Origin of the sequence: Hydrogenispora ethanolica, assembly GCF_004340685.1 — a bacterium.
Classification (GTDB): domain Bacteria; phylum Bacillota; class UBA4882; order UBA8346; family UBA8346; genus Hydrogenispora; species Hydrogenispora ethanolica.
This window is the reverse complement of the sequence record NZ_SLUN01000022.1, coordinates 21940-44981: the sequence shown is the minus strand read 5'-3', so window position 1 is coordinate 44981 and position 23042 is coordinate 21940. Positions and strand designations below refer to the sequence as shown.

Sequence of the window (23042 nt, the reverse complement as noted above, 5' to 3'; positions counted from 1 at the left end):
AATTTTCAGCTGCATAAAGTAACTGTCAGAAGACAGTTTTGGAGGCATATTAATGAATGGACCGCGAATGAGTTTTATCTTGCCGGATGGAAGAAGCGTGAGCTATGAGAAAGGTACCTCCCTTCAGCAAATTTTTGCTGAGCTTCAGCTGGCTTATGGCTCTCCAATTGTTGCCGCTAAAATAAATAATGAGCTTCATGAATTAAACTACCGGCCCCAATGCGGCGGAAGGCTCATTCCGATTGATTTATCGGTTGAGGATGGCATACGTATTTATTCGCGTAGTTTATCTTTGGTGCTGGTGAAGGCAGCTTCAGAGCTTTTTCCCAATTGCAAAGTTCGTTTGGAACACTCGTTAAGTAAAGGAATTTACGGTGAACTTGATTTTGCCGATCATCATCCTTTCACCGAACATGATCGACTACGGATCGCCGAGCGCATGCAGGAAATCATTAAGGAAGATTTGCCGATCACTAAGGAGACAGTCCCATTACCCACTGCTGTAAAGTTGTTCAAAGCCAATGGACAATTGGATAAAGTGCGGTTGTTGCAATTTCGCGATAAATCGGATGTGAATTTATACCATTGCGGTGGCTATACGGATTATTTTTATGGCTATATGGTTCCATCTACCGGTTTCTTGAGAAAGTTTGAATTAAAATACTATCTTCCTGGTTTCATTTTGCTTTTTCCGGGTATGAGCTTTCCTTGGGAAGTTCCTGAATTTATCGAACAACGAAAACTGGCTCGTGTTTTTTACGAGTTCGAAAAATGGGGCCGAATTTTAGAAGTAAGTGATGTAGGTGAATTAAATCTCCAGATTGCCAATGGCAAAGGAGGAGAGTTGATTCGGATTGCCGAGGCCTTGCATGAGAAAAAAATTGCCCAGATCGCCGATATGATCACTGCGGACCGTGAAAGAATTCGTCTGATTTTGATAGCAGGCCCCTCTTCTTCCGGTAAAACTACTTTTGCGCAAAGACTCTCCGTGCAGCTTCGTGTCAACGGGCTTAAGCCCATTTCAATATCGATCGATGATTTCTTTGTTGAACGTCAACACACTCCAATAGGCCCCAATGGCTTACCGGATTATGAATCTTTGGCCGCAATCGATCTGAAACTGTTCAACGAGGTTCTTACTTCCTTGATTCACGGTTTTTCGGTCAACCTTCCGGTATACAATTTTCAAAGGGGAGTTCGAGAAGTTAGGCCGCAACCCGTTCAGATCGGCAAAGACCAGCCAATCATCATCGAAGGAATTCATGGCCTGAACGATAAACTGACTTGTGAAATTCCTAAAGACAATAAGTTTAAGATATATATCAGCGCACTGACGCAATTAAACATCGATGACCATAATCGGATCCCGACTACGGACAATCGGATAATCCGCCGGATCGTACGCGATCACCAATTTCGTGGTCATGATGCATTAACTACTATCGGATTGTGGCCCATGGTCCGGCGCGGCGAGGAACAATATATCTTTCCTTACCAGGAAGAAGCGGATATAATGTTTAATTCCGCGCTCATCTATGAGTTGGCTGTTCTAAAAAACTTTGCTACGCCGTTACTTGAAAAAATTGCGCCCGATGTACCCGAATATTCGGAAGCAAAGCGTTTACTAAAATTCTTGAGTTACTTTTTACCCTTGGAAGGCGGAGAGATACCACTTAACTCCCTGTTACGGGAGTTTATTGGAAACAGCTGCTTTGCGAAATAGTTGAGGCCTTGGAGTCACCTGCTTTTCTTGACTTCAATTGTGAATTAGTGTTAAAATGAAGCGAACTATAAGTACAGTTTGATGATCCGGTATTTCGGATCTTTATTTTTGACCTGTGATTTTTTAGGAACTAACGTTAGGAACAATCGTTAGTTTATGGTGGCATTGTAGTTATAGTTCCGAACGCATGTTTAATGGAAGAGGCGGCTTTGCCATGAAAGCGGTTAAAGCGGATTGAATGATGATAGTGAAACGGATTTTAAAGTCCTGGATCGGAACGTTCTCTCTCGACGATTATCAATTAATCGACGGTTATTTGAATGAAGCGGGTAAAACTCTCTTTTTTCAAATGGGAAAGATCGATCAGTTTCATTCCCTTGCTGTTGCTCAAACAATCATAGCCGACTCGAAAAGGGAAGCTCAACCGTCTTCTCACGTAATTCAAGCTGCATTATTGCATGATGTTGGGAAAATGGCGGATGATTTCAACTTACTCACCCGTATCCTGGTGGCTTTAATCCGACGGTTGGTACCGATTTATCGGGGCAAATTGGCGATGGCTCAGTTGGACCGGCGTTTCTGGGGGAGGGTGCGCTACGGATGTTATATCGACTTGATTCACCCGGTTCGGGGTGCGCACTTGACGCTCCGGGCCGGTTTCGATCCGGCAGTGGCTGAGTTGATTCGACGTCATCATGATCCGCCGAGGCTCAATCAAAATCCTGATTTGACAAAATTGCAAACCGCCGATGATCAAAATTAAGGAATGCCGATGGATTATCAAATTCAATTGGATATTTTTCAAGGGCCGCTCGATCTTTTATTGCATTTGATCGAGAAAGATGAGATCGATATTTATAACATTCCGATCGCTTTGATTACCGAAAAATATCTGGAATACCTCCAAACGATTCAGATGTTGAATTTGGAGACCGTAGGTGATTTTTTAGTCATGGCAGCGACCTTGATGCAGATCAAGGCCAAGCTTCTATTACCGCAGAGTCAGTCTGCCGCCACAACTGAAGCGGATGCCGCCGAAGAAGATCCGCGTTGGGAATTGGCTCAAAAATTAATCGAGTATAAAAAGATTAAGGAAGCCACTCGCAGCCTGATTACACTTGAAAGCGAACAATTGCAGATATATCCGCGCTCAGGAGGGGAATTTGCCGATCAAAAATTGGCTCCCGAGGCCGATCCCATCAAGAACCTTTCGATTTGGGACCTGATGGAAGCTTTTAAGGCAATTATCGAAAGTCAATTCACCAAGGATTTTGATACCATTCCTAAGCAGGAAGTTTCCGTTAAACAACGAATGAATGAAATATTGGCTCTCATTCAAAATGAAGGCCGGGTCTATTTTAAACAAGTATTTGCGGAGATTAGGAGTAAAATTGGCCTCATAACCTGCTTTTTGGCCGTCTTGGAGTTGATTCGTCTGAAGCAGATCGTGGTTTTTCAAGAGGCTCTTTTTAGCGACATTCGATTATCCCTTCCCGAGAAGGTGATGAATACGCAATGAATTTAACTATGGCGCGTGCTGTCATTGAAGCGTTGATTTTTGCTTCTTCAGAGCCCATTCAACTTAAAACAATCGCCGAGATTGTCGAGATCAACGAACATACTGTGAAACAATTGCTTGGGGACTTAATGGCTGATTATCAGCATGCCAAAAAAGGGATTCAGATCATTGAAGTCGCCAACGGTTATCAATTCTATACTCACCCGGAGTGTTCCCCCTATCTGGAAAAGTTGCAGAAAACCCCGCGCAATGTCGGGCTTTCACCCGCGGCCATTGAAACTTTGGCCATTGTTGCCTACAAGCAGCCAATTGCCAAAGCGGAGATCGAGGCATTGCGCGGAGTGAGCGTCGAAAGTTCCATCGCCACGTTGGTCGATAAAAATCTGATTGAAGAGGCCGGGCGGAAGGAAGCTCCGGGCCGGCCCATTTTATACCGAACGACCAAACAATTTTTAAGGTATTTTGGCCTCAACCATCTGGATGAGCTTCCGAAGATTCCGGATTGGGTCGGGGTGGGAACGGGCGAACTGGAATTCACCGTAAAAACGGAGGTAAATAAAAATGCGCGAATTTCTTAAGCGGTATTTTAAGATCGAATTAAGTCGGGATAATAATTATTACTTCGGTTTATCACTCTTGATCGTAGGGATCGTTTCGATTTTTTGGTATTTGAAGTTCGATCTGTTTGAACCATTGGCGTTTTTGGTCACGTTTCTCATTATCGGCTGGGGGTTTGTTTTACTGTGGAAAAGCGATGACGATTTACGTTTTGAGCAAGCCCAAGCAAAAATCGCTGCGTTGGAAACGGAGCTGGAAAGCTATCGCATGGCAAGCGCGAATACCCTTTCGCTTCCGAATGTCCAACCTTCGCAATATTTGAGAAAATACCGCAGCCATCGCCGGCATTGCTTCTGAGTTTTCATAGATGAATCGCATGTATCGGCAAAAGAGGAATGGGTATGTTTGAAACCGCAAAAGGCAGAGTTGTCGAAGTTCTGTTTCAAAGTCCCGATCTCCAGGAATTACTGGTGGAAATAGACGGCCAGCTTCAACGTGCTTATCATTACCCTTGTTTTCAGCGGAAACTCCAACCGGGCGAGGAAGTATTCCTTAACACCAGTGCGGTGAAGCTCGGTTTGGGGACGGGCGGTCGTCATTTCGTATTACCTGCCGGGGAGTCCGACGTTCCGGCCGAAGCGCCGGCGGGACATATCATGAAACTACGTTATACTCCGTGGCAGTTTCCGGTTTTGGCGGTAGAAGAGGAGGCTAGCCCTTTTCATGAGGCGCTGGAGAACGCTACTTCGTTGCGGGGCGTTCCGGTGGTCGCCGCTTCTCTCCATAGCATGCTTCCGGGGATCATCCTCGGTTTTCGCAGCTATTTTCCGAGAAAGCCTCGAATCGTTTACATCATGACCGACGGTGCCGCCCTTCCGGTTGCTTTGAGTCAATTGGTCCGGGAATTGAAGGCAAAAGAATTGCTTCAGGCTACCATAACTACCGGGCATGCCTTTGGGGGCGATCTCGAAGCGGTCAGTATTCCTTCCGCACTAGTCGCGGCCGTCGAGGTTCTCTCGGCCGATCTGGTCATTTGCGGATTGGGTCCGGGGATTGTCGGCACGGGTACGGCCTTGGGATTCAGCGGAATTGAGCAATCCTGGATCATCGACCTCACCAGCCGCCTGCAAGGCATCCCGATATTGGCTCCCCGGGTCAGCACGGCTGACCGCCGGGAGCGTCATCACGGATTGAGCCATCATTCCCTTACCGTCTTGGACCTGGCCAATCAGCCAGCTTTGGTGGGACTATCCAACCGGCTTCCCGCGGACTTGATTGAAGAGATTACCGCAGCAGTGATTTTAAAAAAACTGGAACAGCGTCACCGTTGGTACGCGCTGGACGATCCTCCGGCCGCCCAATTATTGGCCGAGCACCAGATTTATGTCAAAACCATGGGGCGGACGGCGAATGAAGATCCCTGGTTCTTTCAGACTTCAGTGACAGCCGGCATGTTGGCTGCCAGAGCCGCGCTGAACCAGTTAGATACCTTAGCCAAATTGGAGATGGAGAATCATGGCTGAAAATTTGAAGGAAACCACGGTTTCCAAGAATACGATTCACCATGGCAGCTTTCTCGATTTGCACCGTGACCAAGTGCGGCTGCCCAACGGCAAGATTGCCAATCGGGAATACCTGCTTCATCCCGGGGCGGCAGCTGTCGTCCCTCTGCTCGATGATGGCCGAATTGTTATGGTGAAACAATTCCGCTACCCCACCGGTCAAATCATTTTAGAGATTCCCGCCGGCAAACTCGATGCGGGGGAAGAACCGGAGACTTGCGCACGGCGCGAGCTTTCGGAAGAGATCGGTTACGAGCCGGGCGAATTGATTTATTTATCCTCCATTTGGACCACTCCTGGATTTACCAACGAGGTTATCCATTTGTTCCTGGCCAAACAATTGCGGCCCTTCCGGAGAGAGCCGGATCCAGACGAGTTTTTGGCGACCGTTACGATGACCAAGGAAGAAGTGTTGCAACATTTGGATACTGCGGCGATTGTCGACGCCAAAACAGTGGTTGCCCTGTCTTATGTCGAACGGCGCAACTTATGGTGATATTCATCGATACCCAGCATATATTGGACTGCTTTGAATATAGATTATCAGGCGTATTTAGCGGAAATATCCATTCGGAAGATAATCAATGACTCAATCCATGTCAAAAAGGTGATCAATTGCAGACCGTTCATTTGACGTTCAATGCCTCCGGAGCGGTGGAAGGTGCCCGGCGCGGCGACGCGGTAGTTATTGTGGATATTATTGATATGTCGACCAGCACGGAAGTGGCGCTGGAGAGTGGAGCCATTGCTGTTTTTGGCGCGGCTCCGACCGGATGCAAGGTTCCGTTGAATATCAATCCTGATCGGATCGGGTATTTGGCGGGGAAGACCGCTTTGAAATACAAAACGCAACTGATCGTGGTGGCCGAGCCGCGTTATGGCGAGGATAGCGAGCGGGCCAAACGGGCCGAAGCCGCTCTGGCTGGTGTGGCACGATCCGGCGCGGAAGTGGGCTCGATCATCCCCAATATCGGCACGGAGATCGGAAAATTTGCCGTTTTTACCGGTAAAGTCGTATTATTCATCTCGGACACCGGCGGAGTCGCTTTTGACGCGGCCTATAATAACGGAGCGCCGGCGGTCCTGACCGCGACAGTGGTCAGAACTCCACTCAAAAAAGGTTGCGAACCGGCCAAAGTCGGGATCGAGCGCGCCATCGAAACAGCGCGGAAATTGGATTGCGGCATTACAATCGTTGCTGCCAGCGCCAATTCGCTGGAGGATGTGCTGGCCGCGCAATATCTGACCCAGGCGGTGATACAGAGCGGCTTTTTAAATCCTGCTTGACTGAAGCGATGGTAGCGTAAAAGGCCGGTTTTTTTGCCGTTGGCCCAGTTGGGACAAGAACGATCCGCAGCCTGAATCTCGCAAAAGACAATCATATATTCTCCTACTTGACCATAAAATTTTAACAATGGACAAGGGGGGAAGATGATGCTTTTAACATTACGATTGCGCCAAATAATCCAAGATTATATCAGAGATCGCATCTTCTTGGTCGCGCTGGTTTTAATCCTGTTATCGATGGGGATAGCCTTTGGAGTGATAGCCGCAAGCGTATTGGAGAAGGATCAGCAACGTGAATTGGTCCGGTTTGTAAACCAGGGGCTGCATGGGGAGGACTTTTTACAGAGCAATATCTATGCCCGGCAAACGGTTGTCTCGAACCTGCAAACCGTTTTTTTTCTTTTTTTCATGGGAATCAGTGTGATCGGGGTGCCTTTGGCGTTGCTTTTGATTTTTGCCAGAGGTTTTATTCTCGGTTTCAGTACTGGTTTTTTATTTCAAACAATGGGATATAAAGGGATCTTGCTGACGCTCACCGGCATCTTACCCCATAATATCATCGTCTTACCGGCGTTACTGATTATGGTGGTGGCCATCATGGATTGCGCCGCGGCGCTGACCAAGATCCGCTTCACCAAAAAGCAGATCGCCATCGGCGAAGAGATGATCCGCTGCGCCGTTATTACGCTCATTGTAATCTTGTTGATGGTCCTGGGTGGCTTTGTCCAGGGCTATGTTACGCCTTTCATCACCACTTGGGTGGGCAGGATCATTTGATATGAAAACATGACGCCGGGTATCGGACCTGGGAGGGTGGCAAAACCGCCCTGACATAACTGGAAATTTTTCCTGTCGTTTAAAAAAAGGAGATGTCTCGGAATCTGTCGAAATCTAAAACATCTTGAAAGTTTACAAAAGGAGTTGACACTATTGCAAGACAGCCTCCAAGATTACCTCAACTATTTGTCTGTGGAACGCGGTTTAGCCAAGAACACCCTGGAATCTTACGGTCGGGATCTGCGGCAGTTTTTGAGTTATCTGAAAGAGAAGAAGAATCTCGATCTTCAAGCGACCACCCAGGCCACGGTCATCGGCTACTTATTACTGCTTCAAGCCCGTGGTAAGGCCACAGCGACTCTTTCCCGGAATCTGGCGGCGATTAAATCATATTATCATTTTTTGGCGCGTGAAGGGATGATTGAGCGCGATCCCACGATCAATTTGGATGCGCCCAAGCAGGAAAAACGCCTGCCGCGTGTGCTCTCGGTTCAAGACGTCGAACATTTGCTGGAACAGCCGGATCTGAAGAATCCGGTGGGCGTCCGGGACCGGGCGATGCTGGAAGTACTATATGCCACCGGATTGCGGGTTTCGGAACTGGTTTCGCTGAAAATCAACGATCTCAATCTGGAAATGAGTTATATTCGCTGCTTCGGCAAGGGTTCAAAGGAACGGATCGTTCCATTGGGCTCCGTCGCCACCAAATATGTGAAGATCTATCTGGAGCATGCCCGGAAGTTTTTGGCCTCCAGTCCCTATGAGGACACCCTGTTCCTGAATCATCACGGCAAAGGCCTAACCCGCCAGGGTTTCTGGAAAATCATCAAAAAATACGCCGAAAATTTGGATATCGCAATCGAGATTACTCCGCATACCTTGCGCCATTCTTTTGCCACGCACCTATTGGAAAACGGGGCCGATCTGCGTTCGGTCCAGGAGATGCTGGGCCATGCCGATATTTCCACCACTCAGGTCTACACCCATCTGACTAAAGACCGCATCAAGGAAGTCTACGAGAAGGCCCACCCGCGCGCTAAGTAATCGCTCTCTTTATAAATCAAAAAAGACCCGGGTTGCCCAATACTCCGGGTCTTTTTTATTGATTTGTCCGGCAAGGGCGATAACCAGGTCAGAGAATTTCAAATTACCATAACATTCCCTTCGCAATCAATATAGGGTCTCGGAAGGGGGCGAGCCCGTTTATCCACGGAAATAGATTACTCATCCACAAAAAGAGCTTGCTGAACGACTGAGCGAGCTCTCCCATTCACAAAACAAGCTTACTTACCCACAAAAAGAGCTTGCCGAGTCACTGAGCGAGCTCGCTTATTCACAAAACCAGCTTGCTGATTCACAAAACAAGCTCACTCATCCACAAAATGAGCTCGCTGAACGACTGAGCAAGCTCTCTTATCCACAAAACGAGCTTGCCCGACGACTGAATGAGCTCTTTCAGTCACCCAAAGCGATCTGTGATTCCCAAAACGTTCTCTTTCAACTCCTCAACCCAAGTCACGTATCAGCCAAACAACAAAGAATATGGAGGTTATCGATTGGTGATAAATAATTTGATCAATAGATCCGGATCAGTGCGAAACAAATTAATAAAACTCCGGGTAAAATGGATAACATTTTTTCATTAATCTTAAGCTGAGATACAAAACGTTCACCAATATACGCCCCGACATACAAAAGGAGTAATTGCGTCAGTCCCACGCACAACGGTATTCCAAGGGAGTGGAAACCCACTAAAGCGCTTCCGATTCCGACTCCGATCGCATCGACCGAGAGCGCCAATCCCAGCAGTAATGACTCGGAGGCGTCGATCGAACCGGAACGGTCGAAATCGAATTCCACTGGATTCCGGACGACCTGAATCGTGATTCCCAGCGATTTGATGACAATGGTCAAGAGTGTCGGGTCGAGCCCGGCTTCGTCGTTTTTTACCGTCTCGCTTGAGTTTTTGATCAAAGCCTGGAGGATGATCCAAATGCCCATCAAAATTAAGATGGATAGGCCAATCAGTTTTGCGGCGAAGGGTGATAAAAAATTTGCCAGCGTGCGGCCGAGTAAAATCGAACCCCCGGAGTAAAGAATGGAGAAAAAGCAGATGACGAGTTTCGAATAGAAAGGAATCTTGATTCTACGCATCCCGTAAACTAAGCCGACGCCCAGGGCGTCCAAACTCAACGAGATGGCCAGCAAGCTAATGGTAAAAATCATGTCTATCTCCCGCTAGTTTTTAGCACTGCCAGAAGTAGTATATGATTCCGGAGGCGGTTTGGTCAGTCCATTGTCCCGTTTGAGAGGGCAATAGAAAAACTTAGGTAGGATTTACCATCCTGATGGCGAATATTTCTTTGCATGTAGGGCAATCCACTTCGTCTGGAGCCCGGGTCGGTATTGGCCCGATGTTTGGGAACGGTGTTAAACGAGCTGAAAGCTATTCCAATCTGATAAGGAGGTATAATCCGATGGTGCGATTCGGTTTTTTGTTCAGTGAGGTGTTTTGGGGCGTTTTCTTGATTTTTATTGGCATCGCGCTGGTGCTGAAGGTCTTGTTCAATTTCAATATCCCGATATTCCGGTTGGCGGTGGCCTTTTGCCTGATTTATGCCGGTATCAGCATGTTGGTCGGAGGCTTTGGCGTGACCCGTTCATCACAAAACGACATCATTTTCGATGATTCTGAGCTCAAGGTGACCGAACCGAAAGAGAATTACAACGTGATCTTCGCTAAGGGAACCATCGATCTGTCCCAAGTCACAGCGGTGGACTCGAAAATCGAGATCAACACGATTTTTGGCGCTGGAACCATTCGCATCAATCCTGCCTTGCCGGTAAAAGTGACCGTCAATTCGGCATTCGCTGGCGCTAGAATGCCCGATGGCAACACCATCTCGTTCGGAAACTCCACTTATTATTCTCCGAACTACAAAGAAGGGGAGAAATTTCTGGCTATCGACACCAATGTCGTCTTCGGCAGTCTGGAGTTTATAACCGATTAACGGACGGTTCAAAATGACCCGCTTTCAATCCGGACCATAATCCCTATCGCGGGGGAGGAGAGCGACTCTGGCTATCCAATGGTTAATCTTTGATGCGATGGGAGTCGTTTTTCTGGACGGGGACGACACCAATGAACTCTTGGTGCCGTATGTCCGGGGCTTGAATCCCACGCTCGATCCGGAGCAAATTCGGCAAGTGTATTTGCAAGCCAGCCTGGGGGAGATATCCGCCCGCCGGTTCTGGCAGGAGGTCGGGTTTCCCGTTTCCGAAGCCCATCCGGACTTGGAAAAGAACTATCTTGACAACCATTTGCGATTGGATCCGGAATTCCCGGAGATCGCCGCTCGGCTCGCCGGCGCTTATCGGCTGGCGTTGCTCTCGAACGATGTGGCGGAATGGTCCGATTATCTATGCCGCAAACACCGGCTGAATGGGTTTTTCGGAGCCAAAATCATCAGCGGCGTCGTGGGAATCCGCAAACCGGAGCCGAGGATCTATAAAAAACTCTTGGCAACCATCCGTGCCACCCCGGGTGACTGTGTTTTCATCGATGATCGTCTGCCCAACCTGCGAAGCGCCGCTCATTTGGGCATGAAAACCATTCATTTCAGGCGGGGTCCGTTCGACTGCTACGGGGAGTTTTACCCCGATGCCAGCATTACCCGCTTCCCCGAATTGCCGCCGGTGATAGAGGTCCTCTCCGGAGCAAACGAATAAACTTGCGGTTGGGGCTTGAAAATCATTCCGGGATAGCTTATATTGGAATGAAAATATGTTGATCCGCCCCGCGCAACTGGGAAGCAAAGAGGAAAATATGACAGCTTATCAGGAAGTTTTTTTCGATCTCGACGGCACTTTGACCGATCCGGCCGAAGGAATCGTCAATTCAATCTGTTATGCCCTGTCGAAACTGGGAATTATCGCGAACGACCGGGAACGGTTGCTCCGTTTCATCGGTCCGCCACTCCAGGAGTCCTTTGAAAAGTATTACGGATTGGATGCTCAAACCGCCTGGCAGGCGGTGCAGTTTTACCGCGAGTATTTCGGAGTGTCCGGCCTGTTTGAAAACACCGTGTACCCAGGAATCCTCGAATTGCTGGCTGACTTACAACGCCAGAACCTCCGGTTAAGCGTGGCTACTTCCAAACCGACCGTCTATAGCGAACGGATTCTATCCCATTTCGGCCTGGCCCATTTCTTCGAGCACATCATCGGCAGCAACCTGGATGGAACCCGGTCGACCAAAACGGAGGTCATTGCGGAGCTCCTGAAATCATTGGAAAGCCCGGACCGTTCCAAGGTCGTCATGGTGGGTGACCGGGAACATGACATAATCGGAGCCAGGAATCACGGTATTGCTTCGATAGCGGTGGCATACGGTTATGGGACCATGGAAGAATTGACAGCCGCGCATCCGACGGGGATAGCGGGTTCTGTTTCGGAACTGGGGGCTCTCCTGAGCGGGCGCATTTGATTCCTTTCGCCGGAAACGGAGATCGGCTTAAAAAGGCCTTCAAACACAACATTCTGATAAGGAGACCAAAGATGGACTACAAAAAGGAATTTATCGAATTTATGATCCGCTCCAATGTTTTAACCTTCGGCGATTTTGTGACCAAAAGCGGACGCCGCACCCCTTATTTTGTGAATACCGGCAATTATAAAACCGGCGCCCAGATCGCGAAGTTGGGCCGGTTTTATGCGGAGTGCATCATGCATCAGGCGGGACGGAATTTTGACGTGCTTTACGGCCCCGCTTATAAAGGGATTCCGTTGGCGGTCACCACCGCTGTTTCCTTATACCATCAATATCAGTGGGACGTACCGTATTGTTTTAATCGAAAAGAACAAAAAGATCATGGGGAAGGTGGGGGAATCGTCGGCTGGCAGCCGAATAACGGGGATCGGGTCTTAATCATCGAGGATGTCATCACAGCGGGTACTTCCGTCCGGGAAAGCTGGCAGCTTTTACATTCGGTGGCCGCCGTCAATATCACTTCACTGGTGGTCTCCGTGGACCGCCGGGAACGCGGAACCGGACACCAGACCGCGCTGCAAGAGTTGGAAGAGGCGTTCGGAATCAAAACGCACGCGATTGTAACCATCGATGAAATTATCGGTTACCTGCACAACCGGGAGGTCGATGGCAAGGTGATCATTGATGATGCCATGAAATTGCGGATCGAGGAATACCTGCGGGAATATGGGGTTTAAGGCCCAAATGGCAAAAGACTGTCAGCCGTAGGCCGACAGTCTTTTGTTTGCGTGCATTCTGATTGGTTCAGGGATCGGTAAAGACAGTCACTTTGAGTGTCGCCAATTGCAACAATCCCAGGATGGTATTCAGTTCCTGGATTGTAATGGCGAGAGCGCCACTGACAATGGTTTCGGCTTGATTAAGAACTTGCAAGATTTCCTGTTGCCTGAAAAATCGTACTGGAAGCTCACGAACAGCGCCTTTAATCAATTCAAAAGTTGTAATCAGCGTGGTTCGGAATGCGGGAAAAGCCGCAGTATTTCCTAATAAAGCCGCTATGGATTGGGAAAGCCTTTCAATACTGCTGATTACTGATAGTGCAGTACTCATGGAATCACCCCCGATATTATTGTATGAAGGAACAATGAACAAATAGCGTCACGTGCATGGCAAAATGATTTAATACTATAAAGATCTGTTGAAATACCATAATCGAAAATCATTACAACTTTGGACCAAGAAATTATGGATATTGTCGCAATTACCATAATCCTGCTCAAAGAATTGAGATTTATTCCATTACAATTAATATTTATGAAATACCTTGATATTTGCATTGATTGAATAATTCTTTTACATTGTGGAATATCAGGGCTTTAAAGAAAGTTTCGAATCTATCCCAAGCGACTCAAAATTACAGTTTTATAAAAATCGACTCGATCAAACTGTCCAATCAAGAGGGTTTTTTTAAAGCTTGTAGAATCTCCACAAAATATCGTTTGTTTCCTATATTAAAATAATCATGAGGGGGCTGAACATTGATGAACTTGAGAAAAAGCGGGGTCTTTCTTCTCGTCGCGGTACTTATCTTTTTAATGGTTGCCGGGATCGGCCAAACCAAAGAAAGCGTCGTCAAAATCGGCTTTTTGGGCGCTCTCACTGGAGATGTGGCCATGTACGGACAGCCGACTCTGTTGGGCATGAAAATGGCCGCTGAAAAGATCAACAAATCAGGCGGGGTTAATCAGGCGAAGATCGTTATCGTCGAAGCGGATAATCGTGGCGATAAGCAAGAGGCCGCTTCCATCGTGCAAAAATTCATCAGCCGCGATAAAGTGGCGGCTATTGTCGGCGACCCGACGACCGGCATTACCAAAGTGGCCGCACCGATCTGTGAGCGCAATCGGGTAGTGTTGCTTTCCGCCGGAGCCACCGGCACCGGTGTAGTGGAACTTGGTAAATACATCTTCCGGGATACCCTGCTTGATACCGTGGCTGTCCCGGCGTTGGTTGATTACTTCACCAAAAACCTCGGCTACAAAAAAGTGGCGGTGATTACATCCGACAACAATGATTACAGCGTAGGCTTGACGCAAGTCTTCAAGAATGCCGTCAAAGGGAAGAGTCTCGAAATCATTACCGAAGAGAAGGTAAAAGACGGCGATAAGGATTTTAGCGCCCAAATCACCAATATCAAAGCGAAGAATCCGGACATCATCTTCTTTTCCGGCTATTATACCGAAGGCGCGCTCATCATGAAGGAAGCCCGTAAACAGGGGCTGAAAATCTGCTTGTTCGGTGGCGACGGCCTTTATTCGCCGACCTTAATCAGTCTGGGCGGTGCCGCCATTGAAGGCAGCATGGTTTACGTAGGCTTCTCTCCCGAGCAGCCCACCCCGGAGACTGCCAAATTCATTCAGGAATTTAAAGCCCAAAACAAAGGGCAAGTTCCTGGCCTGTTCGAGACCCAGGGTTACGATGCGGTCATGATTCTTGCCGAAGCCATGAAGCGCGCGAAGAGCAATGTTCCCACCAAGTTCCGGAACGAGGTCGCCAGGACCAAGAACTTTAAGGGGGTTTCCGGAACCATCACCTTCCAGGCTAACCAAGAGCCGGTCAAGAGCCCGGTATATCTTTTAGAAGTCAAAAATGGTCAGTACGCCTTAAAGGCCAAAGTCCCGGTAAGCATAAAATAAACAAGGGTGAAGCAAGACCACCGACCCCGCGAGTGGTGGTCGGTGGTTTTGTCAGCGTGTAAGGAGGAGCTTTATGTTCTGGCAGCAGTTAATCAATGGCCTTACCCTTGGTTTTACCTATGCTTTGATCGCCTTGGGTTATACCATGGTCTACGGCATCATCCAGCTAATCAATTTTGCGCACGGCGAGATCTTTATGATGGGGGCATTTTTCGCACTGCTCCTGGTTACGGTATTCCAGCTTAATATCTTCGTGGCGATGATTCTGGCCATGGCCTTTTGTATGCTTCTAGGAGTCATCATCGAGTTCGTCGCTTACCGGCCGCTGCGCAAGTCCGGCCGGCTGTCGGCGCTGATCTCGGCGATCGGCGTGTCGATCTTTTTGTCCACGTTGGCCCTGTTGCTGTTTGGGGCAGACGCCAAAGGTTTCCCCGATAACAGCTTCCCCGTCACTCAGTTCAAAATCGGTTCGGCCACGGTTTCTTCTTTGCAGTTATTAATCTTCGGAGTCTCTTCCTTCCTCATGTTGGCGCTGGAGTTTATCGTCCACAAGACCAAACTCGGCAAAGCAATGCGCGCCACCTCGCAGGATTATAACACTGCGGCTTTGATGGGCATCAATGTGAATTGGATCATCTCGTTCACCTTTGCGTTAGGGTCTTCGCTGGCGGCAGCCGGCGGAGTCCTGGTCGGCTTGTATTTTAACGCGGTGAACTGGAATATGGGTTTAATGGCCGGTTTAAAAGCCTTCGCAGCGGCCGTGCTGGGCGGGATCGGCTCCATTCCCGGCGCGATGCTCGGCGGAGTATTTCTGGGAGTCGCCGAAGTCTTTGGCGTAGCGGCCGGTTTTTCTTCGTTCCGGGATGCGATTGCTTTCGCCATATTGGTTTTGGTGCTTTTTATCAAACCGACTGGATTCTTCGGGCTCAAGATACAAAAGAAAGTGTAGGTAGTCGGTGTGGGAGAACTACTACAGGCTTCATTGAATTGGATCGATCCGTATATCTTGCAGATCCTGGTCAACATCGGAATCGCGATCATTCTGGCGCTCGGGTTGAACCTGATTACCGGCCTTACCGGACAATTGTCCCTGGGGCATGCGGCGTTTTTGAGCATCGGCGCTTTCAGCAGTGCAATTTTGACTATTAAGTTGGGGATTCCTTTTAGCCTCAACATTGTCGCCTCCGGTCTCATCGCCGCTTGTTTCGGCGTCCTCATCGGATTTCCGACCCTGCGGCTCTCCGGGGATTATCTGGCCATCGCCACGCTGGGTTTCGCCGAAATCATCAAAGTGGTCTTCTTAAATTTGGACATTACCAACCGGGCGCTCGGCCTATCCGTACCTCTGCCGAACACGCCGATCCCGTTGCCGATATACGTATGGGCGATCGCCATTCTGACCATCGCCGCCATGTGCTTTATTCAAAATTCCCGCTTTGGCCGCGCTTTGCAAGCCATTCGCGAGGATGAGATCGCCGCCGAGGCGATGGGGATCAATGCCACCCGTTACAAGATTCAAGCCTTTGCCATCGGTGCTTTCTTCGCCGGAGTCGGCGGAGCATTTTACGCACACTTCATCGCCTATATCAATCCATCGGATTTTGCCTTTTTGAAATCGGTGGATATTTTAAACATGGTCGTTCTCGGCGGGTTGGGGAGCATTCCCGGGACCGTTCTGGGCGCGTCCGTTTTGACGGTCGCACCGGAGTTCCTGCGGTTTATGCAGCAATACCGGATGCTGGTCTACGGGGCTTTGTTGGTTTTCATGATGATTTTCCGGCCCAACGGTCTATTGGGCGGAGTGAGTTTCCGGCGTTTGGTCTGGAAAGCAATGGGCAAACTTCCGGCCGGGGGGAGATAAGCGACAATGGTACTCAAATTGGAAGATATTTCGATTCATTTCGGCGGCTTGATTGCGGTGAATCATTTCAGCATGGAGATTCAGAAGGCGGAGATTCTTTCGCTGATCGGGCCGAACGGAGCGGGGAAGTCGACCATTTTCAACCTCATCTCCGGCATTTATAACCCGACTCGCGGCAAGATCATTTTTGACGGCCGGGAGATTACCAATCTGAAACCCTACGCTGTGGCGGCGCGGGGGATCGGCCGCACCTTTCAGACCATTCATCTCTTTAATGAACTCACCGTTTTTGAAAACGTGCTGATTGGCGCCCATACTTGCGGCAAAGTCAATTTCCTCGGAGCCATGTTCAAATTCTTGCCCGGGATTCAAAAGGAAGAACGGGAATTAGCCGAGTGGGCGGTCCAATGCTTGAATCAAGTGGGTTTACTGGAGAAACAAACCGAGTTGGCCAAGAATCTTTCTTATGGCGAGCAACGCCGTTTGGAGATCGCCCGGGCGCTGGCCTTAAAACCGCGGCTGCTCTTATTGGATGAGCCGGCCGCCGGAATGAACCCCCAGGAAAAGAAGGAACTGATGGAGCTGGTGCAGTCGATTCGCCAGTCGGGGATCACCATTTTTCTGGTGGAACACGACATGAAATTTGTGATGAACATTTCCGACCGGGTGGTGGTGTTGGACTACGGGGCTAAGATCGCGGAGGGAACTCCCGAAACGGTACGGAAAGACCGCAAAGTCATCGAAGCGTATCTTGGAAAAGGGGTCAACTAAAGGATGCTGGAAATCACCAATCTTTCCGTAAACTACGGCGCCATTCGCGCCTTGACCAATATCTCGCTGGATGTCAAAACCGGTGAAATTGTGGCCCTTATCGGCTCCAACGGCGCCGGTAAAACCACGACCTTGAATACGATCTCGGGAATCGTGCCCGTTGCCGAAGGCAGCATTAGTTTCAAGGGCCGCAATATCACCAAGACTCCGCCCCATCAGATCGCGGCCCTGGGGATCGCCCACGTGCCGGAGGGGCGGCGGGTCTTTCCGCGGATGAGCGTGATGGAGAACCTGGAGATGGGGGCCTTCACCCGGAATGATCGCGAAGGAGTCAGAGCAAGTTTCGAAGAGGTATTCCAACGCTTTCCCCGCCTGGAGGAGCGCAAAAACCAACTGGCGGCCACACTGAGCGGGGGCGAACAGCAGATGCTGGCGATGGGCCGGGCTCTGATGGCCAAACCGACGCTGATGCTGATGGATGAACCGTCGATGGGGTTGGCGCCGATGCTGGTGGAGGAGATCTTCAATATTATCCGGGCGATTAATCAGTCCGGAACTACCATCTTGCTGGTCGAGCAGAACGCGCACATGGCACTGTCCATCGCCAGCCGGGCTTTTGTCCTGGAGACCGGCAATATCGTTTTAGCAGGGGCCGCTTCCGAGTTGGCGGCCAATCCCGAGGTGCGCCGCGCTTATCTTGGAGAGTAACGAAGCGGTTTCTTGAAGGGTATTCTTTTTTATGTGGGTCAAAAAGGAATGGATTTGCCAGAAGACAAACTGCAATGGGATCATCCAAATGCTATTTGCGAGAATGAAAATTGTAATTCCGATCAGGCAAATTGAATTTGCATGCCCACAATTCAATTCATCCAAAATCAATTTGTCAGCACGAAAATTCAAAAGAATCAATGAAAAATAGTTTTTTTCAAAAAATGTAGAAAATAGAAAAAAGTTCAAAGTTGAAACCGGAGTGTAGTGAAACGAAAAAAATAAAACCCCTCGCGAAAAGGGGTTTTTTATTGGATAATCAATTGTTGTCGCGATGGCTACGGCAGTATGGAAGAGGCTTGATAAATATTAACCGAATGATCAATCGAGATATTTTGGTCGTATGAGACCGGGCTTACCAGACTGGAAGAATGACGGCGCTGGGCAATACGAGCGGAGTTAGGTTCTGACGGAAATAGAGCTGCAGTAGAAAGAAAAAAGAGTAGCAAACCGGCGGCCACCAAGCCGAGCCGTCCCCACCACAGCAGATGAAGGGAAGTGGGGATGAACTCGTTGGCCTCGCTGACCAGCCGAGAACGCAGCGCGATCATTGGATCAAAATCGTAACTTTCGGGAATCAGATTTTCCAAACAAGTTTTTATTTTTTGAATATCCTGGTATTCGACGTTGCATTCGGAACAGGATATGAGATGTCTGCGCAACTCCCGTTTTTCATCCGCATCCAGTTCGCGATCGATGAAAGCGGAAATTAGGCTCTGAACGTAATGGCAGTTCATCAATGTTCAACCTCCATCCCTCGCAGATAGGGAAGCAAGATACGGCGGAGTATCTTCCGGCCGCGATGAATCCGCGAACGGACCGTCCCAATCGAAATCCCTAAGATTTGCGCGATTTCTTCATAGGATAAACCTTGAATATCACAGAGAATGACCGCGGAACGGTATTCCGACGGCAATTCATTCAGACCGCGTTGAATCTGCCGTCCCAATTCGCCCCGCATCGCTTCTTCCTCGGGATTGGCCGTCCAATCGGGAATCTCAATCGTTTTTTCATTCTCCAGATGCGGCAATGGCTCATCAATGGAGGCGACGACCGGACGATTCTTCTTTTTCCGGTAATGGTCGATATAAAGGTTGTGAATGATCTGGTACAACCACCGGTCAAAAGCAGTTCCTTCTTCAAATTTCGCAAATGATTTATAAGCGCGGTACAAACTTTCTTGCAACAGATCCTGAGCCTCATGGTGATTGCCGGAAAGTCTGAAGGCGAATTGAAACAAAGGCTTCTCATAGGTTCGGACCAAGTCTTCAAAGACCGCCATCCGATCGGCGGTTTGGTGAGTCGTGGCAATTCGTTGGATTGTCGTCGTATTCACCTAGGTCACCTTCTTTTTCAGAATCATTCTTGGTTGATTCTATTGTAACAAAAATTTGGTCATCTGTAATTGGTAATTGTTTACGTTTACCGCTGGAAGGGAATGACTCGATTGCGATTGTTGGCCTCATCCAGATTCTGCGGCCGGGCTTCCAGGGTTACTTTGAAGACCAGCAGTTTTCCTTCGCGGAAAACGAGCAGATCGAGCACCTTGCCGACTTTGGAATCTTTGACGATCTTGACCACATCGTCGGGGGTCTTGATCTTCTGGCGGTTGATCTCTCTGATAATATCGCCGTTTTGAAGCTTGGCTTTCTCGGCGGGACTGCCCGAATAAACCTGAATGATGGCGCCGTCGCGGCTGGGAAGTCCGTAATATTCGGCGATTTGGTCATTGATTTCGGTGAGGGCTACACCCAACCAAGGAGTGGCCGGTCGTTGCACTTTACCTTTTTCGATCAGCTCCTGAGAAATCTTTTTGGCCAAATCGATGGGGATGGCAAAGCCCAAGCCTTGCGCATTGGCGATGATGGCTTCGTTAATCCCGATCACCTTGCCCGAAAGGTCGACCAAGGGGCCGCCGCTATTCCCGGGGTTGATGGCCGCGTCGGTCTGAATCAGGTTGCCGTTCTGGTCCGGATCCTCCAGTGACCGGCCCACTGCGCTGATGATTCCGGCGGTAACCGTATCGTGCAGCCCATAGGGATTGCCGATGGCCATGACCCACTCGCCCGGCATCAGATCCGCCGAACTACCCATCTCGACCGTGGGAAGATTCTTTGCATCCACTTTGACGACTGCCAAATCCGTGGTGGGATCGGTTCCGATCACCCGGCCGTCGAATTTTTTGCCGCCAAATAGCGTTACTTTTAATTGTTGAGCGCCACGTACCACATGCTCATTAGTGAGAATATAACCGTCTTCACGAATGATAAATCCGGAACCGGTTCCCCGTTGCTCCTGCTTTTGCTGGTCGAAGAAACCGGGCGGGAAAAACTCCTTGGGCAGACCGAAAGGTGTCGCGGGGCTGGTGGATACCACCGAGACCGTATCAATATAAACGACTGCCGGCGCCACCTTTTGGCGGGCCGCCACAAACGAGTTGCTGGCCAGATTGGCGGACATGTCATATTTCGCGGGGAGGACATTCAAGGGCTGATTTTGATTCTTGGCAAGCCATCCGGGGGCAACCCCGATAATGATACCGGCCGTAATCAAGGATGAGAGTAAAGCAATGACCAAATAACCGCCAAATTTTTGAATCCGACTCATAATTGATTACCTCCAATCACGGTTCGTTAAAATTCCATGGAATCATCTAAATTAATTTATGGAAACAGCCGAAATATAACTTGAAAGCAGTTGGCTGTCTCGCTTACTTATAGACTAAATAACGGCTACGCCGCTAAAAAAGTTCCATGTTATAGAGGAAAATTCGCGAAGAAAAAGAGGAATTCGTCAGAAAAGGTTGAATATAATTAATATTTCCAACAATACCCTAAATTGGACAATAATATTTTTGTAGAAAGGTAAAAAATTCTTTGGCGCTCAGTATGACTGGTTATGGTCGTGGCACCTCCGCGACTTCAAATTATACCATAACGATGGACATCAAATCCATCAATCACCGGTATTTAGAAATTTATTTCAAGTTGCCGAAACCCTACGCGTTTTTGGAAGACCGCTTGCGTCGCGAGATCAGCAATCAAATATCCCGCGGAAAAATAGAAGTCATCGTCACCATCGACAAATTGGCCACGGAAGAGAATCTGGTTACCGTCAACCCATCGTTGCTTGCTTCGTATTTGAAGGCGGTTCAAGAATTGAAAGAACATTTCGGCATCGAAGGGAACCTGGATGTCCAAACCGTCGTCAATTTACCGGAACTGTTCAAGGTAACCCAGCCGGAGTTGGACCAAGACATTCTCGCCCAAACTGCCGGACAGGCTTTAGGAATGGCCTTGGAATCGCTGATTGAATCCAGAAAGATCGAAGGAGAGCGTTTGAACGGCGATTTGCTGGAAAAGATCGGATTCCTGCATTCGCTGCGGCAACAATTGCTCGAACTGTCGCCGCAGGTTGTGATCGGTTATCAAGAACGGTTGAGCAAGCGCATCACCGAGCTGACGGGCGGAATTGAAGTCGATCCTTCCCGGTTGGCAATGGAAGTAGCGCTCTTTGCCGATAAGTCGGATATCAATGAAGAATTGGTGCGCATTGAAAGCCATTTAGGCCAGTTTGCCGCAGCCCTCAAGATTCAGGAACCAATTGGCAGACGTTTGGATTTTTTAATCCAAGAATTGAACCGGGAGATCAATACGGTCGGTTCAAAGGCAAACGATCTGAAAATCGCTCAATTGGTCATTGAGTTTAAATCCCAGTTGGAAAAGATCAGGGAACAAATTCAAAATATTGAATAGGAGGTGAAGCAGAGTGGCATTACCGAAACTTTCGCTTGACGAAAAGAAGAAAGCACTGAAGAAAGCCCAGGAAGTACGGAGCAAACGGGCTAAAATCCGCCAAAACCTGAAAGCAGGTAAGACTACGATTCGTGAAGTATTGGATAACATCAACGATGATGTTATCGCCAAAATGAGAGTGGTGTACTTACTCGAATCATTGCCGCGGATTGGAAAAGTAAAGACCAAAAAGATCATGACTGACATCGGCATTGATGAGACTCGTCGCATCCAAGGCCTCGGAAACCGACAGAAACAAGCCTTAATCGAACGTCTCGGCAGCAATTAGAAGAAGGAGGCCTTTGTTTCGAAATATGGATATCAAACTTATCAACATTGGATTTGGAAACATAGTGTCCGCCAATCGGATCGTGGCCATCGTCAGTCCCGAGTCTTCGCCGATCAAACGAATTATCCAAGAAAGTCGCGATAAGGGCATGTTGATCGATGCGACCTATGGAAGACGGACACGGGCAGTGATCATCACCGACAGCGATCATGTGATTCTTTCCGCAGTCCAACCTGAGACTGTTGCCCATCGTCTGAATTCCAAGGATGCATCGGTCGATCCCGAAGATTAGATTGATTGGATTCGTAAATAGCTGTTGATTGTTGATTTTAATGTATCAAGCAAAGATCAATGATCAGCACTATTTTTTTTGGACCGATTGAACCGCGCTGCTCTTGGAGGAGCCCTCGACATCCACGCCTGGGTTATCCGGAAAAGTAAATTTGACTTGACAGTCCAATGGTTTGAATGTATTATACTTTTGAATCATCCAACGTCGAGTTAACTCCCGACGCTGTCGTTGAATAAGCCGATTTTCCAAATATATGTAGCCGAGTATCGGATTTCCGGATAAAAACCATTGAAAAACATATTCTATGATCGTGAAAAGGGGGCATTAATTTTGATTTATCCTTCTTTGGATGAATTACTTAAAAAAGTGGACAGTCGGTATACTTTAGTAACTGCCGCTGCGAAAAGGGCTCGAAAGATTCTGGAAGAGGAGCAGCTGAACGAAGAAAAATCCATCAAAGCAGTGACGATTGCTTTAGAAGAGATTGGTGCCGGAAAAATAAAAGTGGAAAGGACCAAAACCGGTATTAAATAAATGGCGGTTCGTGTCGGTTGTTTTAAAGAAGAATCCCATTCGGTTTCGGTAACGAATCTCAGAGCCTTGTGACTCTGAGTTTTTTGTTCTATAATGAAGTGAACTGCAAGCATTGTTTGCCG

28 protein-coding genes are annotated in these 23042 nt (G+C 48.5%); 23 read left to right on the top strand and 5 right to left on the bottom strand.

All coding sequences use genetic code 11. From position 1 onward, the window contains the following. Positions 1–52 precede the first annotated feature (52 nt). The 10 genes from EDC14_RS16800 (at position 53) to xerD (ending at position 8470) form a co-directional block, all read left to right on the top strand. A complete protein-coding gene (locus EDC14_RS16800) occupies positions 53–1723 on the top strand; it encodes a nucleoside kinase (RefSeq protein ID WP_132015466.1) in 1671 nt (556 codons plus the stop codon). A gap of 238 nt (positions 1724–1961) precedes the next feature. Next, entirely contained in the window at positions 1962–2486 is a 525-nt protein-coding gene (locus tag EDC14_RS16795) for an HDIG domain-containing metalloprotein (protein ID WP_132015465.1), read from the top strand. A gap of 9 nt (positions 2487–2495) precedes the next feature. Continuing rightward, positions 2496–3242, top strand: a complete 747-nt coding sequence (locus tag EDC14_RS16790) for a segregation and condensation protein A (protein WP_165908082.1) — start codon at positions 2496–2498, stop codon at positions 3240–3242. Next, positions 3239–3820 carry an SMC-Scp complex subunit ScpB gene (scpB, locus tag EDC14_RS16785; RefSeq protein WP_132015463.1) on the top strand — a complete coding sequence of 194 codons (582 nt, stop codon included), beginning with the start codon at positions 3239–3241 and terminating at the stop codon, positions 3818–3820. Before EDC14_RS16790 ends, scpB begins: the two co-directional genes overlap by 4 nt. Continuing rightward, positions 3804–4157, top strand: coding sequence for a hypothetical protein (locus EDC14_RS16780; RefSeq protein WP_132015462.1), 354 nt, complete (start codon positions 3804–3806; stop codon positions 4155–4157). Before scpB ends, EDC14_RS16780 begins: the two co-directional genes overlap by 17 nt. 44 nt (positions 4158–4201) lie before the next feature. Beyond that, the gene (locus tag EDC14_RS16775; protein WP_132015461.1) at positions 4202–5323 is read left to right on the top strand and encodes a DUF3866 family protein; all 1122 of its coding nucleotides are present in this window, start codon (positions 4202–4204) and stop codon (positions 5321–5323) included. Continuing rightward, the gene (locus EDC14_RS16770) at positions 5316–5858 is read left to right on the top strand and encodes an NUDIX domain-containing protein (protein WP_132015460.1); all 543 of its coding nucleotides are present in this window, start codon (positions 5316–5318) and stop codon (positions 5856–5858) included. The genes EDC14_RS16775 and EDC14_RS16770 overlap by 8 nt, the downstream gene beginning before the upstream one ends. Positions 5859–5977: 119 nt before the next feature. Then, positions 5978–6649 (top strand): hypothetical protein, encoded by a 672-nt coding sequence (locus tag EDC14_RS16765; RefSeq protein ID WP_132015459.1) that lies wholly within the window; start codon positions 5978–5980, stop codon positions 6647–6649. Positions 6650–6796: 147 nt separating this feature from the next. After that, on the top strand, positions 6797–7426 hold the full coding sequence (gene spoIIM / locus EDC14_RS16760) for a stage II sporulation protein M (RefSeq protein ID WP_207930755.1): 630 nt from the start codon (positions 6797–6799) through the stop codon (positions 7424–7426). Between the two features lie 153 nt (positions 7427–7579). Next, on the top strand, positions 7580–8470 hold the full coding sequence (gene xerD / locus EDC14_RS16755) for a site-specific tyrosine recombinase XerD (RefSeq protein ID WP_132015457.1): 891 nt from the start codon (positions 7580–7582) through the stop codon (positions 8468–8470). A gap of 531 nt (positions 8471–9001) precedes the next feature. On the opposite strand, the gene ytaF is transcribed toward xerD, so the two are convergent. Beyond that, on the bottom strand, positions 9002–9652 hold the full coding sequence (gene ytaF, locus EDC14_RS16750) for a sporulation membrane protein YtaF (protein WP_132015456.1): 651 nt from the start codon (positions 9650–9652) through the stop codon (positions 9002–9004). Between the two features lie 122 nt (positions 9653–9774). Between ytaF and EDC14_RS16745 the strand changes: the two genes are divergently transcribed. The 4 genes from EDC14_RS16745 (at position 9775) to pyrE (ending at position 12652) form a co-directional block, all read left to right on the top strand. Further along, positions 9775–10437: a LiaF domain-containing protein gene (locus EDC14_RS16745; RefSeq protein WP_132015455.1), complete on the top strand. Its 663-nt coding sequence runs from the start codon at positions 9775–9777 to the stop codon at positions 10435–10437. 97 nt (positions 10438–10534) lie between these two features. Continuing rightward, the gene (locus tag EDC14_RS16740; protein ID WP_132015454.1) at positions 10535–11155 is read left to right on the top strand and encodes an HAD family hydrolase; all 621 of its coding nucleotides are present in this window, start codon (positions 10535–10537) and stop codon (positions 11153–11155) included. 97 nt (positions 11156–11252) lie between these two features. Beyond that, positions 11253–11912 (top strand): HAD family hydrolase, encoded by a 660-nt coding sequence (locus tag EDC14_RS16735; protein ID WP_132015453.1) that lies wholly within the window; start codon positions 11253–11255, stop codon positions 11910–11912. A 71-nt stretch (positions 11913–11983) separates the two neighbouring features. After that, entirely contained in the window at positions 11984–12652 is a 669-nt protein-coding gene (pyrE, locus tag EDC14_RS16730) for an orotate phosphoribosyltransferase (protein ID WP_132015452.1), read from the top strand. Between the two features lie 67 nt (positions 12653–12719). Here the strand turns inward: pyrE and EDC14_RS16725 are convergent, their stop codons facing one another. After that, entirely contained in the window at positions 12720–13025 is a 306-nt protein-coding gene (locus tag EDC14_RS16725) for a hypothetical protein (RefSeq protein ID WP_132015451.1), read from the bottom strand. A gap of 431 nt (positions 13026–13456) precedes the next feature. Here EDC14_RS16725 and EDC14_RS16720 point away from each other — a divergent pair, with 431 nt between their 5' ends. From EDC14_RS16720 to EDC14_RS16700, 5 genes are all read left to right on the top strand, one after another. After that, positions 13457–14611 carry an ABC transporter substrate-binding protein gene (locus EDC14_RS16720; protein ID WP_132015450.1) on the top strand — a complete coding sequence of 385 codons (1155 nt, stop codon included), beginning with the start codon at positions 13457–13459 and terminating at the stop codon, positions 14609–14611. 73 nt (positions 14612–14684) lie between these two features. Then, complete coding sequence (locus EDC14_RS16715) at positions 14685–15560, top strand: branched-chain amino acid ABC transporter permease (protein ID WP_132015449.1); 876 nt, start codon at positions 14685–14687, stop codon at positions 15558–15560. 9 nt (positions 15561–15569) lie between these two features. Further along, the gene (locus EDC14_RS16710; protein WP_132015448.1) at positions 15570–16472 is read left to right on the top strand and encodes a branched-chain amino acid ABC transporter permease; all 903 of its coding nucleotides are present in this window, start codon (positions 15570–15572) and stop codon (positions 16470–16472) included. 6 nt (positions 16473–16478) lie between these two features. After that, positions 16479–17243: an ABC transporter ATP-binding protein gene (locus tag EDC14_RS16705; RefSeq protein ID WP_132015447.1), complete on the top strand. Its 765-nt coding sequence runs from the start codon at positions 16479–16481 to the stop codon at positions 17241–17243. A 3-nt stretch (positions 17244–17246) separates the two neighbouring features. After that, complete coding sequence (locus EDC14_RS16700; protein WP_132015446.1) at positions 17247–17951, top strand: ABC transporter ATP-binding protein; 705 nt, start codon at positions 17247–17249, stop codon at positions 17949–17951. 338 nt (positions 17952–18289) lie between these two features. Here EDC14_RS16700 and EDC14_RS16695 read toward each other — a convergent pair whose 3' ends face one another. From EDC14_RS16695 to EDC14_RS16685, 3 genes are all read right to left on the bottom strand, one after another. After that, entirely contained in the window at positions 18290–18748 is a 459-nt protein-coding gene (locus EDC14_RS16695) for an anti-sigma factor family protein (RefSeq protein ID WP_132015445.1), read from the bottom strand. Continuing rightward, entirely contained in the window at positions 18748–19347 is a 600-nt protein-coding gene (locus tag EDC14_RS16690) for a sigma-70 family RNA polymerase sigma factor (RefSeq protein ID WP_132015444.1), read from the bottom strand. Before EDC14_RS16690 ends, EDC14_RS16695 begins: the two co-directional genes overlap by 1 nt. Before the next feature lie 86 nt (positions 19348–19433). Beyond that, on the bottom strand, positions 19434–20618 hold the full coding sequence (locus tag EDC14_RS16685; protein ID WP_132015443.1) for a S1C family serine protease: 1185 nt from the start codon (positions 20616–20618) through the stop codon (positions 19434–19436). Positions 20619–20899: 281 nt separating this feature from the next. Here EDC14_RS16685 and EDC14_RS16680 point away from each other — a divergent pair, with 281 nt between their 5' ends. The 4 genes from EDC14_RS16680 to rpoZ all read left to right on the top strand — a co-directional run bounded on the left by EDC14_RS16680 (position 20900) and on the right by rpoZ (position 22920). Continuing rightward, the gene (locus EDC14_RS16680; protein ID WP_132015442.1) at positions 20900–21766 is read left to right on the top strand and encodes a YicC/YloC family endoribonuclease; all 867 of its coding nucleotides are present in this window, start codon (positions 20900–20902) and stop codon (positions 21764–21766) included. Between the two features lie 13 nt (positions 21767–21779). Further along, on the top strand, positions 21780–22094 hold the full coding sequence (mihF, locus tag EDC14_RS16675; RefSeq protein ID WP_132015441.1) for an integration host factor, actinobacterial type: 315 nt from the start codon (positions 21780–21782) through the stop codon (positions 22092–22094). Between the two features lie 25 nt (positions 22095–22119). Beyond that, positions 22120–22386, top strand: coding sequence for an extracellular matrix/biofilm regulator RemA (gene remA / locus EDC14_RS16670; RefSeq protein WP_132015515.1), 267 nt, complete (start codon positions 22120–22122; stop codon positions 22384–22386). A gap of 330 nt (positions 22387–22716) precedes the next feature. Beyond that, positions 22717–22920 carry a DNA-directed RNA polymerase subunit omega gene (gene rpoZ / locus EDC14_RS16665; protein WP_132015514.1) on the top strand — a complete coding sequence of 68 codons (204 nt, stop codon included), beginning with the start codon at positions 22717–22719 and terminating at the stop codon, positions 22918–22920. Positions 22921–23042: the final 122 nt, after the last annotated feature.